We start from the raw sequence: 16,265 nt of genomic DNA on the forward strand, positions 1-16,265 counted from the left end.
GAGGGCAGGTCCAGCGAAGCGTCGACCGGGTGGGTAAATCTGCGCGCGATGTTCACGCAATTGCATTGGCGCTAGTGTACGGCGGTTCGACTCACTCCGTCGCGTCTTCCGCCCTTTTGTATAAAACATTCGCACCTGCTTTTGCCCGCTTCGGGGTTTAATATTAACTAACATCCAAACCATTAAGTAACTTTGTTTATATGCAGGAACGTTTACCCGTAAAGCGCTTAAATCGCCTTAGCTGGTTACTGTCAATAATTATTGGCATTATCTTCTATTTCGTCATTTTACATAATGATTCCGAAAAGCATGTGTACCAGTTTACGCTGCTAACCATGTTGGGGATCTTATTGGTTGGATATGCTGATGTTGGCATCATGGTAATTTTAGCCAGGCGCCTTTCGCCGCGATCAAGGAAGTTTACGTTTTACCGGTGGGCATTAACCTACCCGGTCAGCATATTTATTTACCTGTGCCTGTGGCCGGTTTTTACCCGGCTGGGAGATAAGCCATGGTCAATTTTAGACATGGGTTTATTCCTGGCTTTTACCGGGTCGGGGATAGTTATTAATGCCATGATTACCTTAATGCATGATTCTGTATTGCTATATGAGCATAAGCTGCACAGCGAACTGGAGCTTTCGCGGCTAAAGGCGGCAAATGCGGAGGCCATGAACCTGGTTTTAAAGCAGCAGATCCAGCCACATTTCCTGTTTAACGCATTGAATACGCTAAAGGCTCTTTATCATAAGGACACACAAATCGCCGACACCTATATTGTGCACATGGCGGGTTTTTTAAGGGCGTCGATATTTCACCAGGCATCCAATGTCTCTACCCTGGAAAACGAGGTTAAATTGTTATCCGACTACCTGGAAATGCAGCGCATCAGGTTTGGTTCGGCCCTGGTGTGTACGATAAACCTGCCCGAAGAAACATTGAAGAAATTTTCGCTGCCCTCGTTTTCCTTACAACCTTTACTTGAAAACGCTATCAAGCACAATAGCTTCACGCAGGAGGAGCCGCTAATTGTAGAAATCAACCAAACGGACGACAGACTGATCATCAGCAATAACCTGCAAAGGAAAAAGGTAACCGTTGCTTCAACAAATTATGGCCTGGCGAACCTGGCAGAAAGGTACCGCCTTTGGTCGGGCGATGAAATAATTATCAGGGAAGACTCGAACACGTTTTCGGTAAGCATAAAATTGTTAAAAAATGAAGATAGTAATCATTGAGGATGAAGGCGTAGTTGCGGATGACCTGGAACTGAATATCAGGAAACTGGTAGATGAGCCCCTGGATATAGTGCAGATCAGGTCGGTAAAAGAAGGGATTGCATATTTCAGGGAAGCCGATGCCCCGGATCTGATCTTCAGCGATATCCAGCTTGGCGACGGACTTAGCTTCGAGATCTTTGTTAGCGGGCCGGTTACTGTGCCGGTAATTTTTTGCACCGCCTATGACGAATATGCGCTGGATGCATTCAAGGCGAACGGGATAGACTATATCTTAAAACCCTTTACCCGGCAAATGCTGGATAGTGCGCTGCAAAAATACCGCCAGCTAAAAAAGGTATTTTCCACAGATCAGACGCCGCAGTTCGAAGCGTTGATGCAGTTGCTGGCAGGAAAGGAAACACAAAAGGCCGCATCCGTGCTGGTTTATCACCAGGATAAAATTATCCCCGTGAATTTGGAAGACGTCGCCATGTTCTACCTTGCCAATGAAGTTACCCATATGCTCACCTTCTCCGGCAAAACCCTTTATCCCAACAAAACCCTTGACGAACTGGAAAAACTAAGCGGCAATACGTTTTTCAGGGCAAACCGCCAGTTCCTGGTTTGCCGCAAGGCAATCATCGATGTGTCGAGCTTTTTCTCGCGTAAACTCTCGCTTAACCTTAAGGTGCCCTTTAATGAAAAGGTGATCGTTAGTAAAGGTAAGGCCGCCCAGTTCCTCAGCTGGCTGGCAAAAAACTGATGCGCTAGTGTCGTGTCAATCATAAATCGACGCTTAGTCTTGAGTCCAAAGTCTGGAGTTCTAAGTCAGAAAAAAGCAAATTTGACTTAAGACTTGCGACTAAAGTCTGTTGACTTGACACCAAGCATCTTCTCCGGCCCGGTTATTCTTCCCCAAAAAGTCCTTTTTGCCGTTTTCTTTTAAGCCCCTTTTTTCCGCTTCGGTCACTAGTTTGCCCGTCTCGGCCATTTATACCTTTTACAGCGCCTGCTGAAGCCCCACTTTTGATTCAAATAAAAATAAATGCGGCCCCGGGTCGCCTACTTGATCAAAAATTAAAAGAAAAAAACTCATGAAAAAACTTATGTTAATTTGTTTAGTCCTGGTGTCGGCAAAGGGCTTTAGCCAAAGTATTATGCAACGCCTGGAATTTGGTATCAAAGCCGGTACAAATGTCTCAAACTTCACCAACGCCGATTTTGCTACCGATCCGTTAATTGGCTTCCATGCCGGTGCAACTGTCGCTTTTAAAATCACCAATAATTTTTTGGTGCAGGAAGAGTTCCTGTTTTCAACACAGGGCGCTAAAATAAAAGGCGGAACCCTCGGAACCCAGGATCTGAAACTGTATTATATGGCCGTTCCCTTTTTGCTTAAATACCGCACCAATTCCGGGTTTTATGTAGAAGCCGGTACGCAGGTGGGCATCAAGGTTAAAGAGGATATTGCGGGCATCAACACAGACAACTATGCTAAAAAGATCGACCTGGCTGCTGCAGGCGGCATAGGTTACCAATCGAAAATGGGCTTGGGGATTGGCGCAAGATACCTCTACGGCATCTCCAAGGTGGCCAACGTAAATGTATCAAACATTACAAACGACTATAAGAACAACAGCATCCAGGCAAGTGTATTTTACGTATTCTAGTAATCCCAAAAGCTATAATTAAACAAAGATCCCGGCTCGTTTTGACCGGGATTTTTTAGCAAATAAATGTTTTATCATGGTTGAGGTTTTTAAAACTAATGTTGAAGATTCAATGCAGGCAGAATTGCTGCTCGCGTTACTGCATGACCACCTGCCCTTCGCCGAAATCAACTTCGACCTGGAGGATTGCGACAACGTGCTAAGGGTTAAAGGCGATGAGATTTGTCCCATAACCGTTATTAAAATAATGGAAGCAAAGGGTTTTGAATGTTATGTGTTAGATTAATGGGGTTGGATTAGGGCGTCTTGAATAATAAAAATTAAATATTCTATTAAATCTATAGAATTAATATACATTATAAAATCTTTTGCTATATTTGTCCCGGCGCTATTGGAAACACTGGCGCTCAATAACTCAGGGAGCTGGCCGGCAGCAGCAGGTGGTTCGAGTCCATCCCCTGGAACTCTCCTCATCTTAATATAGGTTGTAATTTGGTTAGAATCGAGCTCCCGCCCACCGGGAGCTCTTCTTTTTTAATTAATGGAGTGGTATACGTCTACGCCCTCCAGTTCGGGCACATCGCGGCTGTATTTTCTGCGATAGTCCTGCGGGGTAAGGCCGGTGATCTTTTTAAATACCTCGCGAAAGGTTTTGATATCGTTATAGCCGGCATCGTACATCAGGATATTGATGTTCTGTGCACCCTTTTCCAGGGCCTTTTTTGCGGATTCGATCTTAACACGTTGTAAGTACTCAAATGGCGTATTTTGGGTAGCCTTTTTAAATCTGCGGATAAAATTACGCTTGCTCATGTTGGTATGGTCGGCAATCTCGTCAATGTTTAGCTGCTGCTGGTGATTTTGTTCGATATACTGTTGCGCCTTTAAGATCTCATTGTCCTTATGCTGGTGCTGCCCCATAAATACGGCAAAGTGCGACTGGCTGGTGCGGTCCATATCAAGGCTGAACATCTTGCTTGCCCAGATGCCCACATCGCGCCCGCAAAACTTATCGATCAGGTAAAGAACCAGGTTTAACGACGAGAATGCCCCGCCGCTGGTATAAATCCCGCGGTCGTCTGTCATCACCTTATCCGACAGGAAATTCACATCCGGGTACCTGCTGGTAATGTCGTCCTTATCAAACCAGTGCGAGGTGCAGGAGCGGCCCGCAAGCAAGCCTGCCTCGGCCAAAAAATAACTGCCGGAGCAAAGGCTGGCCACCTCGGCGCCCTTTTTATTCATATTGCTTACCCAATTGATCAGCGCTTTATGCTTTTGGAGCGTAACGGACCTGTCGCCATAAAAGGCCGGCACTATGACGAGGCCGGGAGTTGCCACATTCGTTATGGAGCTGTAACCAACGTATGGTTCGGGATTATGCAGATACGCGTTTTCATTTCCTTCGCCAACCAGCGTTATTTTAAAAGGCATTGGTTTGCCCGATTCGTGAAAAAGCCTGTTGGTATGGATCAGCATATCCATAGCGCCCGAAACGGTGGAGAACACAGCGTCCTCGTGTATTAATATTGCGACTTCCTTCATGGTTTATATGGGTTATAATCTCAAATATAACGATTGATCTGGCACAAAAGCAACTATATGGGCGAAGTTTAACATTGCCCATGTTGTTTACATACTTCATGTTATCAAACCGTTAGCTGCAGATTTCTTCCTTCTCCCGTTTTTATTTAGCTTTAATGCAAGTAACCCCCAGTCATGAAATTCAAAAACCCTTGCTGCCTGTTATTGCTGTTTTTGTATACGATGCAACTGCGCGCGCAGGAGGATCTTGCCGCGAAAATTGATCAGCACACTTATGATCCCTCCACTTTGATGTGGGGCAAAAAGGCTGCGGCTAACTGGAACGAGGCTTATCCGGTTGGCAACGGGCGCCTGGCGGCAATGGTTTATGGCCGACCCAATAGCGAAGATATCCAGCTAAACGAGGATACCTACTGGAGCGGCGGACCTTATTCGTCCGTTGTAAAGGGCGGTTACAAATACCTGCCGCAGGTTAGAGACCTGGTTAACAAAGGTCAATTCAAGGATGCCCAAACCCTTTTCGGCCGAAAACTGATGGGCTACCCGGTTGAACAGCAAAAATACCAGCCGCTGGCTAATTTGATGCTGTTTTTTAAGCCGATGACGGATGTGACGGACTACAAACGCTGGCTCGATCTGCAAACCGGGATTACCAGCGTTCAATTCAGCAGCAATGGTGTTACCTACCGGCGGGATGTTTTTTCGTCGGCTGCCGACCAAGTTATCGCCGTTCGGATAACCGCCAGCAAACCCGGCTGCATTTCATTAACCGCAAGTTTACGGGGCGTGCGCAACCAGCAGGAATCAAACTATGCTACCGACTACTTTAAGATGGACGGACTTGGCAATGACGCCCTGGTGCTTACCGGGAAATCTGCGGATTATTTGGGTGTCCCCGGAACACTAAGATACGATGCCCGGCTTAAGGCAGTTCCTGATGGTGGCACAATGCACGTAACCGGTGCCGACCTGGTAATAGAAAATGCCGATGCAGTGACCCTCTATTTTGCTGCCGCAACAAACTTTGTAAATTACAGAGATGTTAGCGCAGATGAAAATGCAAAGGCTGAAGCCTATATAAAGGCCATCACCAGCAAAACATATCAAACCATAAAACAGGATCATTTAACGGATTATCAAAAGCTCTTTGCCCGGGTGTCGCTCAACTTAGGCGTTACCGCAAACTCATGGCTGCCAACAAATGAGCGACTGGCGAATAGCGCAGCGGCACCCGATCCGCAGCTGGCGGCATTGGCTTACCAGTTTGGCCGGTATTTGCTCATCTCATCATCCCGCCCCGGAACGCAGGCTGCAAATCTGCAGGGTATCTGGAACAACGACTCCAACCCTGCCTGGGATTCAAAATACACCACCAACATTAACCTGCAAATGAATTACTGGGCGGTTGAATCGGCAAATCTTTCGGAATGTGCCGAGCCCCTAATCCGGTTGATGAAAGAGGTTACCGACCAGGGCGCGCAGGTTGCGAGAGAAAATTACAATTGCCGTGGCTGGGTACTGCACCAGAACACCGACCTGTGGCGTGTTGCCGCCCCCATGGACGGGCCAACCTGGGGCACATTCACTACTGCCGGCGCATGGCTTTGCGATGCCCTTTGGGACCATTACCAGTACACCGGCGATAAAAAATATTTGGCAGACATTTATCCGGTTATTAAAGGCTCGGTTGATTTTTTTATGGATTACCTGGTGAAGGATCCATCCGGAAAATGGCTGGTTACCAACCCGTCCTCATCGCCCGAAAACTTTACCGGAAACCCCGGTAACGGTCCTTACTTCGACGAGGTAACCGGCAGTATGTTGCCCGGAACCACCATCTGCGCCGGGTCGTCCATCGATATGCAGATCATTACTGACCTTTTCACCAATTATATTAAAGCCGCAAAGATCTTAGGTGTTGATGGCGCTTATGCCTTAAAGGTAGCATCCGCCAAAAACCAGCTTCGCCCGCAACTGATTGGCAGGGACGGCGCATTACAGGAATGGACCGAGGATTGGCCCCAGCTTGAAAAACAGCACCGGCATTCGTCGCCGCTTTATGGTTTATATCCTGGCAATGTGTTTTCTATAAAAAATACGCCCGCATTTGTTGATGCCTGCAAGGCGGTGCTTAACCAGCGTGGCGATGGCACCAGCGGCTGGTCGCGGGTATGGAAGGCGGCATTGTGGGCCAGGTTGAATGATGGTAACCGGGCCAATAGTATTTTAAAAGGGTATTTTAAGGAAGAAGTATACACACAGCTTTTTGCCAAATGCAGCGAGCGGATGCAGGTCGACGGCTCCATGGGAGTAACCGCCGCAATTTCTGAAATGCTTGTCCGCTCCAACAACGGCGTGATCGAACTTTTGCCTGCTCTGCCCGATGAATGGGCCGATGGTGAATTTAAGGGTGTTTGCACTACCGGTGCATTTGAGCTTGATCTGAAATGGCAAAAAGGCAAAATAATCCAGGTGAAGGTATTGTCGAAACAGGGGCAGGTTTGTCATATCTCTCCCGGCGTTCCGGTTACTGTTACGGCTAACGGGAAAAAAGTCCGGTTCGAAAAGTTAAAGGATGGCTCCATAAAATTCGCGACGGATCCAGGAGAAACCTATGTTCTGAGGGTTGCAGCGCATTAGCAATAAACTTGTTACGAGATTTGTTTCGACAATGCTTTATCTTTACCATATCCATTAACCTATCCTACCCGTATGAAATTTTTTTCACGGCTTTTCCTGTTCATTATAATTTCTGCCTTCCATTTAGGTGCTTTTGGGCAAAACCAGCTAAAATCAATAATAGCTAAGTTTGATACCATCCGAGCACGGCTTCCCATCGAAAAGTTGTACTTGCAGACAGATAAGGCAAATTATGTGGAGGGTGATACCATCTGGTTTAAGGCTTACCTGCTCGACGCGGATTACCTGACGCCATCCGTGCGTAGCGGCTTACTATATGCTGAATTGGACGACAACGAAAACATTTGTGTTAAACGCATGATGCTTCCCCTGGTGGCCGGCATCACCTGGGGCAACCTGGCCATAGATGAAAAGGACATTCCCGAGGGGAGTTATACGCTTCGCGCCTATACCAGCTGGATGCGGAACTTTGGCGAAGACTATGTTTTTAGCAAAAGCATCTACATAGCATCATCAGGCAATAGGTCGCAATTGGTGGTTGCCGGGTTCAAGCAGGACAAAAATAATATCCGGGCCAACATCCTCCTTACTGATTTGGACAGCCACCCGGTACGGTTGCAGGACCTGCAACTAAGGGTATTAAACGGCAGGCGCACACTTTTTAAAAAAAATATGGCAACAGGCATAGACGGGCGGCTTGATCTGAATTTTATACTGCCGGACAATACCCCAGCCAAACACCTGGCTATAACAGCGAAGGAAACCATTAAGGGTGCAGACCCTGTGACCCTTACCATCCCGGTAATACTAAACCGCACGGGGGATATTGATCTGCAGTTTATGCCCGAGGGCGGGAATATGGTAAGTGGCATAGCATCAAAAATCGGCTTCAAGGCGATTGGCGAAGATGGTAAGGGGGTTGACGTAGGCGGAGCAGTGTATAACAGCAAGCAGCAACAGGTGGCATCCTTCACTTCGGGCTATAAGGGCATTGGCGCATTTGAATTGGTTCCGCAATCCGGCGAGACATATACTGCCCGAATTACTTCAACCATTGGTGCGAACAAAAGCTATCCGCTGCCCGCAGTTAGCCTTAACGGCACAACCCTGCAATTAAGAAGGGTGCGGGGCGATTCAATTGAAGTACGGATAATTACTTCCACTGTTGCGCCCGCCAGCTATTTTCTCATCGGCCAATCAAGAGGTGTGCCTTGTTATGCCGCACACATTAAACCAAAAGAAGGAGCAGCGGTGGCTATTATTTCTCCCACCATTTTTCCCGCCGGCATTGTACGGTTTACCCTGCTAAGCGAAGCCAGCCAGCCGCTTAATGAGCGTATAATTTATGTTGACAAGCACGACAACCTGCAGGTTGACATCTCACCCGACCATCAACAATATGCGCCGCACGATAGCATTGCCATCCGCCTGCAGGTTCACGATAAAAGTGGGAAACCTGTAAGGGGCAGCTTCTCGATGGCGGTGACCGACGACAACCAGGTAAAAACCGACAGCCTCGGCGGCAACATCATTAATAACCTGCTGTTCACTGCGGACTTGAATGGAACGGTTGAAGACCCCGGCCATTATTTTATTGAGACTTCTGCAGTAAGGGCCACAGAACTTGACAACCTGATGCTTACACAAGGCTGGGCGGGCTATAGCTGGAAACAAGTGCTGAGCCCACCGGTAAATTTCACGTACAAGGCCGAGCCGGAGTTTACTGTTACCGGAAGGGTTACCAACATGTTCAATAAGCCGGTTGAAAAATCGCGGATAATATTGATGTCGAAAAGGCCGGTATTTGTGATGGATACTGTTACAGGTAAGGACGGGCGATTTACATTTAAAGGTTTTTCTCCGATTGACACAGCCGCCTATGTAGTGCAGGCGAGGCGGAAAAGCGGCAGCAGCTTTAATATGGGCCTCGACGTTGATGAGTTTATCCCGCCTGTTTTTAAACTGCCGGTATGGCAAACCAGCCCCTGGTATGTAAACAGCGATACCCTGTTACTGCAAAACAGGAGTAATAAACTTTCGCAGCAACTGGCGGAGGAAAAGGCATCGGGCCACGGAAAAATGCTGGGCGAGGTTGTTATTAAGGATAAACGGATAATTAAGGATTCCAAAAACCTGAACGGCCCCGGCGAAGCTGACTTTATTTTGGATGAGAAGGACATGGAAAAAGCTAAAAACAGCACTTTATATGAGTTGTTGCAGCAGAAGTTCCCCGGCTTTTCGAAATTTAGGGAAAATGATACCGTGGTGTATAGGCTAAAAAACCACATCGTTAATTTTATATTCGACGGCGTGCCCATTAAACAGGTGATGCTAACTCCCGACCTGTATATGGATTATTTGACGGCCACGGATATAAAGGGCATTGAAATAATGTACTCTGCGAAGTATGCGTCGGCTTACGATCCTAACTTTATGTTTAAGGAAACGATGCTCAAGGATCGGGAGATACCCGTTTACCTGGAAATAACAACTTATTCAGGCAATGGCGCATTTATGAAAAAGGTGCCGGGGATCTATGTCTATAAGCCCTTGCCTTTCACCCTGCCAAAGCAGTTTTATCGCCCCAAATACAGCCTCAAAAGCCCGGTAACCGGAACCGATCAGCGCTCCACCATTCATTGGGCGCCCAATATCATCACAGATAGTGCCGGCACTGCCGTGGTTTCGTTTTACGGCGCCGATAAACCGGCAAACTACACGATAATTGTACAGGGCACTGATCTAAACGGGCAATTAGGGTTTGCATGGCGGCGGATTTTGGCGCATTAGTGCGTAGTTGAATGCCCTGCGCGATATGTTTGTTTCCATTTAAATCAGCAATAATAAATACCCCGCAAGAGCCCCACCCAAAACAATAAAGGCACTGTTAAGCTGTTTGAATCGAAAAAGTATAATGGCGCTGCAAACGGCTATAGTAATCTCACGCCAGTTGGTTAGACTGTCCTTGCCCAATTGGAAGCAAACCACCAGGATAAGTGCAATTGACGCAACGTTAACTGCATTTAAAAAAGCGGCGAGTAATTTAGATCCGCGCATTTTGCGAACCAGCGGGTTAAGCAACGCGACAAACAGGAACGAAGGAAGGAATATGCCTATTGTTGAAACCACTGCGCCACTTATCCCATTCACCTGGTAGCCAATAAAAGTAACGGAAGAAAAAACAGGACCAGGCGTGAACTGCCCCACCGCAATGGCATCAATTAGCTGCCGGTGAGATATAACGCCCCTCGCCACTAATTCGGCATCAAGGAACGCAAACAGCACATAGCCGCTGCCATACAGAATTGCCCCGATCTTTAAAAAGGAGAGGAACAAACTGACGTTGGATGCGCTGAAAAAGCGGGCATCTGTGGTATGCAAAAAAGCGATAGGGAGGAATGACTGTAAATTCTGAGAACGTCTTAACCTAATAGCTGCCAGGCCCAACGCCACAAACCCGGCCCCGAATAATACCACAATTTCAGAAACACCCCATAAGCTCAATAGTAACGCTGCCAGCCCGATAATTCCCAGTTCCACCGTTTGCAGGGATTTTTTAGCCAGCGGGTAGATAGCCGCAATAATAACCGCGATAATGGCAGGTTTAATGCCATAGATAAAAGGCTGTACCTGCGGCAACTGCCCATAGATTTTGTAAAGAGCGGCAAAACAGCCGGTAATTAATACCGCCGGCATAATAAAGCAAGCGCCCGTTATAAGCAATCCCCTCCAGCCACCCCTTTCCTGGCCAATATGTATCGCCATCTCGGTGCTGTTTGGCCCGGGGATCAGGTTAGTGGCCCCGATCAGATCAAGAAAATGCTGTTCTGTAAGCCACTCCCTTTTTATTACAACTTCCTGCCGCATCATGGCAATATGGGCAGCGGGACCGCCAAAAGCAGTAAACCCCAGTTTTAAGAAAAGGCCGGCGAGTTCTCGCAGGTCATTTTTCTCTTTTACAGGGATAGCATCTGTCATTGGTAAACTTATTTAGCGGATATTCTTCCTGATCCGACTCAGCGAGGTGGGTGTAACGCCAATAAACGATGCCAGGTATTTCTGAGGGATCTTTTGGATGTAGGGCGGCTTGGTCAGCAGGTCGAGGTAACGCTGCTCGGCAGAATCGCGCTGCAGGGCGGTAAAGCGGTCGATAAGTGTAAGTATAGCATCCTCCCAAAACCTCCGGATCATTTCCTGCATTTTTGGGTGCGTTTGGTAGAGTTTGGTAAGCTCGGTTTTGGGCAGGTATAAAATCTCGCTGTCTTCAATCGCCTGTAAAAAATAGCCCGAGGGCTTCTCGCTTATAAAGCTGTAAATATCAATAGCCGATGAATCTTTAAAGGCAAACCAAACAGATACTTCTATGTCCTTATCTACATAGTACAGGCGCAGGCAGCCGTCATCTACAAAAAACAGGTCCTTGCAAACAGCGCCCTCGGTCAGCAAGAAGTCGTTCTTTTTAACCGTTCGTGTTTTAAAGCGGCCAACAATGTCGTCCATTTCGGCGGCATCAAGTTGAACATACTGGTTAATGAAGTTTTTTAGCCCGGCCGACATCTGGATCAATTTAAGTTTTTAAAGATAGGTGTCCGCCGTGTAAAATGGAAATGATACTGAAATGGCAGGGATGCAGTTAGCGCACGCCTGCCATTTTAATATTAAGCTGATTATTTACCGTGAATATTATAAAAATTATAGTCTGTCATCGGCGCATCGGTAAAACCTAAGTTACGACCTATGGTGATGATTTGCCCGCGGTGATACGTACTGTGGTTCATCACCTGCATAATGTATTCAAAGTTCTGAAAATTGCATTCAAACCACGGGCTTTGAACCAAAGTGGATTCTTCGATTGCCTCGTCGGTCATTTGCTTTACATAATCAGCAAAAATGTCTGATTGTTCAACAAGGCCCTGTAGTACCTCGTCAAGAGTGCCTGTGAATTCTCCAAATCCGTCAGGCTCACTTCTTTTTATAACTGACAGCCAATACCGTTGTGTATTCCAGATATGTAGCGCCGTTGCCTTAATCGAGTTAAAGCTTGATGGGACCTCTTGTGCCAAAACATCGGCGGGCTTGGTGCGCAGCCAGTTTACCAGCGTTGCATTTGCCCACAAATTATAGTCGGCATAGTTCTTCATTAAATAAACAATTGGCGATACGCTTACTTCGATGGTTGATTCCTGTTGTTTCATGATTGTTGTGTTTTTTATCTTGAAACAAAGGAACAACCGGCTGGTGACAACCCTATGTCAGCATGTTTTTTTGAAGAGAAAAAAATGTGAAAAATATTGTAAACGACGCTTTAATCACAAAAAAAAGAGGAACAGGCATACGCCCCATTCCCCTCTTAACAGCGAGTGCTCTTAAATATTATTTCATACTGTCATGAATCTTGTTGATGGCATCCAGGTGCATTTGCACTGTTGGAGCAACTTTGGCGGCAAATGCCTTTAAATCCGGATCCTTACAATCCTTGGCAGCCATGTTCATCAAATCCAGCGTTTTTTTATGCCCGTCAACCATGGCGTCTACATAAGCCTTGTCGAAATCCTTACCAGAAAGTTTTGAAAGATCATCCATTTTCTTCTGGTGATCGGCATCCGGCGCTGCAGGCAATGTAATATTTTTTGCTTTGGCGATGGCCATCAGCTCGTCGTTTGCCTTGCTATGGTCCTTAACCATCATGTCGGCAAAGTTTTTAACTTGTGGATTTACAGCTTTGGTTTGAGCCAGTTTGCCAAGGGCAACTTCAGCAAGTCCGCCATTTGCGGCAGCTGTTGCAAATTTGGAGTCGTCGGTACTAACAGCCATTGCGCCAGCTTTACTGGTATCTTTGGTTGTTGAATCCATTTTGGTGGTATCCTTGGTTTTATTTAAACTGTCGGCATTTTCTTTTGCGTCCTTTGGTGTATTATTACAGCCCTGGAACGCATAGGCGGCAATTGCGATCATAATCGCGTAACTTAACTTTTTCATAGGTGTATGATGGTTTGTTTTAATATTAAATTAAGACAAATAACATACCAATAGGTTTTTTAACTTATAAATAATATTTTAACACATAAGGTTTTAGGTCAGTTCTTTCATCAGCTTATCAAACGCCTCCCGCAATTCAGCAAGTTCTGTTTCAAGCTTGGTAACGCGTGCTTCAAGCCCGCTACGGCTAACGGGGGCGTCGTCATTAAAATCATCATCATTAAATTCAGGGACACCACAAAGCAGGTGAGCATAGCGGGTTTCCTTTTGCCCGGGCCGGCGTGGTAACTGCATTAAGAACGGCATTTCGGGGCTGCTCAGTCTTTCCAGCTTCTCCTGAACTTCCTCAATCGACTCAAATTCATACATCCTGCCCGAGTTGGTATTGATCTCGCCCGGTGTTTGTGGGCCGCGCAGCATCAGCAAGCTTATTATGGCAACCTCTGCCGGCAACACCGGGAACACAATGGCAAAATTATGCTTGTATTTGATACTGCGGATGGAGCCGCCCGTTGCTGTGGAAATCAATCCGCGCCGCTTTAAAGTGTTAAGTGCAGTTGCAACGGTATCCTCATCGTAATTAACAACCGGCCTGCGTGATGTTTTCTGGTTACAGGCCAGGGTAAGGCTGTTGATGGTCATGGGGTAATAATCGGGCGTGGTTTTGCTTTTTTCCATCAGCACGCCAAGCACACGCAGTTCTTCGGCAGTAAGTACGGGTAAAGTTATCGGTGAGTCCATGGGGCTAAGATATGTTTTTTATTAATTTGTGAATTAGCGATTTAGTGAGTAATTAATGTGTGAGTTGGTGATTTAGTGAATTAGTGATTGTGAAGAAACGGCAAAGCGTTCCTGTCGCGCGCAGAGTTGACCCACCCGGCGACGCTACGCTGGCCGACCTCCTTGCGCGCAAGGAGGTAAGAGAAAAAGGATTTCTCTAAAAATCCGAAATCGAAAATCCGACATCCGAAATAAATTTGCAAATTTGCGAGGATATGTCGCTGTTCATCGCATCGTTAAATTCGGGGAGTAACGGTAATTGCTATTACGTAGGTAATGAGCATGAGGCCGTGTTGATCGACGCGGGCATCTCCTGCCGTGAAACAGAAAGGCGGATGCTACGGCTTGGCCTTTCTATGCAGAAGGTAAAGGCAATTTTTGTATCGCACGAGCATTCCGACCATATCAACGGCATTCCGGTTATCGCCAAAAAATACCGTTTGCCTGTTTATATTACCCCGCCTACCTTGCAGCGCGGCGGTTTAATGCTCGACCAGGAATTGGTGATTTCCTTTGGCGCTTTTGATACCATTATTATTGGCGATCTTCACGTTACCGCATTCCCCAAACAGCATGATGCCAGCAACCCGCATAGCTTTTTAATTACCTGCCGGGATGTTAAGGTTGGCGTATTTACCGATATCGGCATTGTTTGCGAAAACCTGGTTAATCATTTCAGCCAGTGCCATGCTGCATTTTTAGAAGCCAACTATGATGATGAAATGCTCGACAAAGGCGGCTATCCTTATCATTTAAAACGCAGGATCCGCGGGGGCCAGGGCCACTTATCAAACAAGCAGGCGCTAGAACTTTTTACTACACATAAGCCTGCGTTCATGACGCACTTGCTGCTATCGCACCTATCAAAAAACAACAATGACCCGCAACTGGTGCGGGACCTATTTGACGATTGCGCCGACGGGGTAAATATTATCGTGGCTTCAAGATATGTTGAGACGGAAGTTTATTACATCAGCAATACGGTTAACGATGTACCTGTAAGTAAACCCCGCAGGGTTGAAGTTACAGTGCAACAGATCTCGTTGTTTTAATTCATCAGCCTGCCGCTTAAATCCACCGTGCGGGCAAAGGGGTTCAAAAAACGGTTAGTCAATACCGCAAACTCGCGGCGCGAAATGGGCCGGTTCAAATCAAAATCCGACTTAAACTTATATTGTGCTTTCCAGGCTTTTTGCATGCTGTTGCGCAGAACATTAATATCAGTTAGGGTATAATCGCTGATGAACGACAACGTATTTCCCACCGTAAATTTTTCGCCCGGCTTTTCCTTGTTGAACCACAGGAACGCGCGGGTATAAAGCTCGGTTAATACAGGCTTTATCTCATCGGTGTTAACTGCCGAATCTGGCTTAAATATAAACTTAGCCGTATTGCCAGCCACCCGCCATCCGCCTATTAACATTCCGGTAGCAGATACCTGTTGAACAGCCCGCCATGCCGGATCGCTTTGTTTGATATCAGTGAATGGCAAAAGGTAGCCCTTAAAATCCAGCAACTCACCCTGGATTGTCCGGGCATTCAAATGCTGGGTAGTGGTTTTGAAGAATGCACAAAAGGCGGCAATCGTTCCGGCGCCCTGGCCTATTTGCAATTGCAGGGGCAAGTCCTGGATATTTTTATTCTCCGGCAATACCTTTTCAGTAACCAATATATTTTCTACGCCGATAACCAGCAGGCTGCTTATGGGGATATAAAATGCTGGGAAGCCCTGATCTTTTTCATCTGCCACTTGGCCCGGCATTGCCGCACCCGTAGCAATTGAAGTGCGGTACAGTTTGGTGTTGCTGTTAGCTTTTTGATCAAAAGCCCCGCGAACCTTTCCGCCTGCTTTTTCAGCAACAATGGCAGCTTCTGTAGCATCAATAACCACTCTTGCTTTTACGGTAATTGTTTTTCCGTTTTGTGTGAGATTAACCTCCCACCGGTCGCCGTCCTTTTTTATAGTTGTAAAGGCTGAGTTCTGGTAAAGTGTTAGGTTTTTAACCGTGTCTGCAATTTTTTTTAGGGTGGATGAGCCCGTGCCAGGGTCGAACCTCAGCGCCGCGTTTTCAGCCGTATCATAGCCGGCTGTTTTGCTGTAATCTTCCCGGATGTGCCTGCGGAACTCGCCCCAAATGCCTGATGGAATATCGTTATTCTCTTCAACGGTTACCATTTGCCCGGTAATGCCGCTACCACTTATTTTGAAGCCATCATCAGCCAGTATGGTTTTCACCTTGCTGCGTGCACATTGTATAGCCGCTGCCACACCGCCCGCACCGCTGCCAACCACCAGCACATCGGTTTTTACAGTTTGCGCATAAAGAAAATGACTACTGAGGATTAGTAATAGCGTAATGAGCCGTTTTATCATGAGGGGAACTAAAAGGTACAGAACGCTAAAATAGCGCAAAACCTTGTTGAAGATTAA

At 46.7% G+C, this 16,265-nt stretch carries 14 protein-coding genes; 7 read left to right on the forward strand and 7 right to left on the reverse strand.

The window, feature by feature from the left end:
* Nucleotides 1-200 precede the first annotated feature (200 nt).
* The 4 genes from KXD93_RS24785 (at nucleotide 201) to KXD93_RS24800 (ending at nucleotide 3,176) form a co-directional block, all read left to right on the forward strand.
* Nucleotides 201-1,238: a sensor histidine kinase gene (locus KXD93_RS24785; RefSeq protein WP_258140140.1), complete on the forward strand. Its 1,038-nt coding sequence runs from the start codon at nucleotides 201-203 to the stop codon at nucleotides 1,236-1,238.
* Nucleotides 1,219-1,983 (forward strand): LytR/AlgR family response regulator transcription factor, encoded by a 765-nt coding sequence (locus KXD93_RS24790; protein ID WP_258140141.1) that lies wholly within the window; start codon nucleotides 1,219-1,221, stop codon nucleotides 1,981-1,983. Before KXD93_RS24785 ends, KXD93_RS24790 begins: the two co-directional genes overlap by 20 nt.
* A gap of 331 nt (nucleotides 1,984-2,314) precedes the next feature.
* Entirely contained in the window at nucleotides 2,315-2,890 is a 576-nt protein-coding gene (locus KXD93_RS24795; protein ID WP_258140143.1) for a porin family protein, read from the forward strand.
* 76 nt (nucleotides 2,891-2,966) lie between these two features.
* Nucleotides 2,967-3,176 (forward strand): hypothetical protein, encoded by a 210-nt coding sequence (locus KXD93_RS24800; RefSeq protein WP_258140145.1) that lies wholly within the window; start codon nucleotides 2,967-2,969, stop codon nucleotides 3,174-3,176.
* Between the two features lie 248 nt (nucleotides 3,177-3,424).
* Here the strand turns inward: KXD93_RS24800 and KXD93_RS24805 are convergent, their stop codons facing one another.
* Nucleotides 3,425-4,435 (reverse strand): GlxA family transcriptional regulator, encoded by a 1,011-nt coding sequence (locus KXD93_RS24805; RefSeq protein ID WP_258140146.1) that lies wholly within the window; start codon nucleotides 4,433-4,435, stop codon nucleotides 3,425-3,427.
* Nucleotides 4,436-4,609: 174 nt separating this feature from the next.
* On the opposite strand from KXD93_RS24805, the gene KXD93_RS24810 reads away from it, so the two are divergent.
* Together KXD93_RS24810 and KXD93_RS24815 are read left to right on the forward strand one after the other, a co-directional pair.
* Nucleotides 4,610-7,075: a glycoside hydrolase family 95 protein gene (locus tag KXD93_RS24810; protein ID WP_258140147.1), complete on the forward strand. Its 2,466-nt coding sequence runs from the start codon at nucleotides 4,610-4,612 to the stop codon at nucleotides 7,073-7,075.
* Between the two features lie 72 nt (nucleotides 7,076-7,147).
* Nucleotides 7,148-9,865: a hypothetical protein gene (locus KXD93_RS24815; protein ID WP_258140148.1), complete on the forward strand. Its 2,718-nt coding sequence runs from the start codon at nucleotides 7,148-7,150 to the stop codon at nucleotides 9,863-9,865.
* 39 nt (nucleotides 9,866-9,904) lie between these two features.
* On the opposite strand, the gene chrA is transcribed toward KXD93_RS24815, so the two are convergent.
* From chrA to KXD93_RS24840, 5 genes are all read right to left on the reverse strand, one after another.
* On the reverse strand, nucleotides 9,905-11,053 hold the full coding sequence (gene chrA, locus KXD93_RS24820) for a chromate efflux transporter (RefSeq protein ID WP_258140149.1): 1,149 nt from the start codon (nucleotides 11,051-11,053) through the stop codon (nucleotides 9,905-9,907).
* Nucleotides 11,054-11,065: 12 nt separating this feature from the next.
* Nucleotides 11,066-11,632 carry a Crp/Fnr family transcriptional regulator gene (locus tag KXD93_RS24825; RefSeq protein WP_258140296.1) on the reverse strand — a complete coding sequence of 189 codons (567 nt, stop codon included), beginning with the start codon at nucleotides 11,630-11,632 and terminating at the stop codon, nucleotides 11,066-11,068.
* Nucleotides 11,633-11,742: 110 nt separating this feature from the next.
* On the reverse strand, nucleotides 11,743-12,270 hold the full coding sequence (locus tag KXD93_RS24830) for a DinB family protein (RefSeq protein WP_258140151.1): 528 nt from the start codon (nucleotides 12,268-12,270) through the stop codon (nucleotides 11,743-11,745).
* A 178-nt stretch (nucleotides 12,271-12,448) separates the two neighbouring features.
* On the reverse strand, nucleotides 12,449-13,054 hold the full coding sequence (locus tag KXD93_RS24835) for a DUF4142 domain-containing protein (protein ID WP_258140152.1): 606 nt from the start codon (nucleotides 13,052-13,054) through the stop codon (nucleotides 12,449-12,451).
* Between the two features lie 93 nt (nucleotides 13,055-13,147).
* A complete protein-coding gene (locus KXD93_RS24840; RefSeq protein ID WP_258140153.1) occupies nucleotides 13,148-13,795 on the reverse strand; it encodes a YceH family protein in 648 nt (215 codons plus the stop codon).
* Nucleotides 13,796-14,049: 254 nt separating this feature from the next.
* Here KXD93_RS24840 and KXD93_RS24845 point away from each other — a divergent pair, with 254 nt between their 5' ends.
* Complete coding sequence (locus KXD93_RS24845; RefSeq protein WP_258140154.1) at nucleotides 14,050-14,886, forward strand: MBL fold metallo-hydrolase; 837 nt, start codon at nucleotides 14,050-14,052, stop codon at nucleotides 14,884-14,886.
* On the opposite strand, the gene KXD93_RS24850 is transcribed toward KXD93_RS24845, so the two are convergent.
* Nucleotides 14,883-16,208 carry an FAD-dependent oxidoreductase gene (locus KXD93_RS24850; protein ID WP_258140156.1) on the reverse strand — a complete coding sequence of 442 codons (1,326 nt, stop codon included), beginning with the start codon at nucleotides 16,206-16,208 and terminating at the stop codon, nucleotides 14,883-14,885. The genes KXD93_RS24845 and KXD93_RS24850 overlap by 4 nt on opposite strands.
* Between the last annotated feature and the right edge of the window lie 57 nt (nucleotides 16,209-16,265).

It is taken from the genome of Mucilaginibacter phenanthrenivorans (assembly GCF_024721155.1).
GTDB lineage: Bacteria > Bacteroidota > Bacteroidia > Sphingobacteriales > Sphingobacteriaceae > Mucilaginibacter > Mucilaginibacter phenanthrenivorans.

What these genes read in the sequence shown, in the direction of transcription:
- KXD93_RS24785 (WP_258140140.1), top strand. Translation starts at nt 201, where the DNA reads ATGCAGGAACGTTTACCCGTAAAGCGCTTAAATCGCCTTAGCTGGTTA.
- KXD93_RS24830 (WP_258140151.1), bottom strand. Translation starts at nt 12,270, where the DNA reads ATGAAACAACAGGAATCAACCATCGAAGTAAGCGTATCGCCAATTGTT.
- KXD93_RS24790 (WP_258140141.1), top strand. Translation starts at nt 1,219, where the DNA reads ATGAAGATAGTAATCATTGAGGATGAAGGCGTAGTTGCGGATGACCTG.
- KXD93_RS24835 (WP_258140152.1), bottom strand. Translation starts at nt 13,054, where the DNA reads ATGAAAAAGTTAAGTTACGCGATTATGATCGCAATTGCCGCCTATGCG.
- KXD93_RS24810 (WP_258140147.1), top strand. Translation starts at nt 4,610, where the DNA reads ATGAAATTCAAAAACCCTTGCTGCCTGTTATTGCTGTTTTTGTATACG.
- KXD93_RS24845 (WP_258140154.1), top strand. Translation starts at nt 14,050, where the DNA reads ATGTCGCTGTTCATCGCATCGTTAAATTCGGGGAGTAACGGTAATTGC.
- chrA (WP_258140149.1), bottom strand. Translation starts at nt 11,053, where the DNA reads ATGACAGATGCTATCCCTGTAAAAGAGAAAAATGACCTGCGAGAACTC.
- KXD93_RS24800 (WP_258140145.1), top strand. Translation starts at nt 2,967, where the DNA reads ATGGTTGAGGTTTTTAAAACTAATGTTGAAGATTCAATGCAGGCAGAA.
- KXD93_RS24805 (WP_258140146.1), bottom strand. Translation starts at nt 4,435, where the DNA reads ATGAAGGAAGTCGCAATATTAATACACGAGGACGCTGTGTTCTCCACC.
- KXD93_RS24795 (WP_258140143.1), top strand. Translation starts at nt 2,315, where the DNA reads ATGAAAAAACTTATGTTAATTTGTTTAGTCCTGGTGTCGGCAAAGGGC.
- KXD93_RS24850 (WP_258140156.1), bottom strand. Translation starts at nt 16,208, where the DNA reads ATGATAAAACGGCTCATTACGCTATTACTAATCCTCAGTAGTCATTTT.
- KXD93_RS24815 (WP_258140148.1), top strand. Translation starts at nt 7,148, where the DNA reads ATGAAATTTTTTTCACGGCTTTTCCTGTTCATTATAATTTCTGCCTTC.
- KXD93_RS24825 (WP_258140296.1), bottom strand. Translation starts at nt 11,632, where the DNA reads ATGTCGGCCGGGCTAAAAAACTTCATTAACCAGTATGTTCAACTTGAT.
- KXD93_RS24840 (WP_258140153.1), bottom strand. Translation starts at nt 13,795, where the DNA reads ATGGACTCACCGATAACTTTACCCGTACTTACTGCCGAAGAACTGCGT.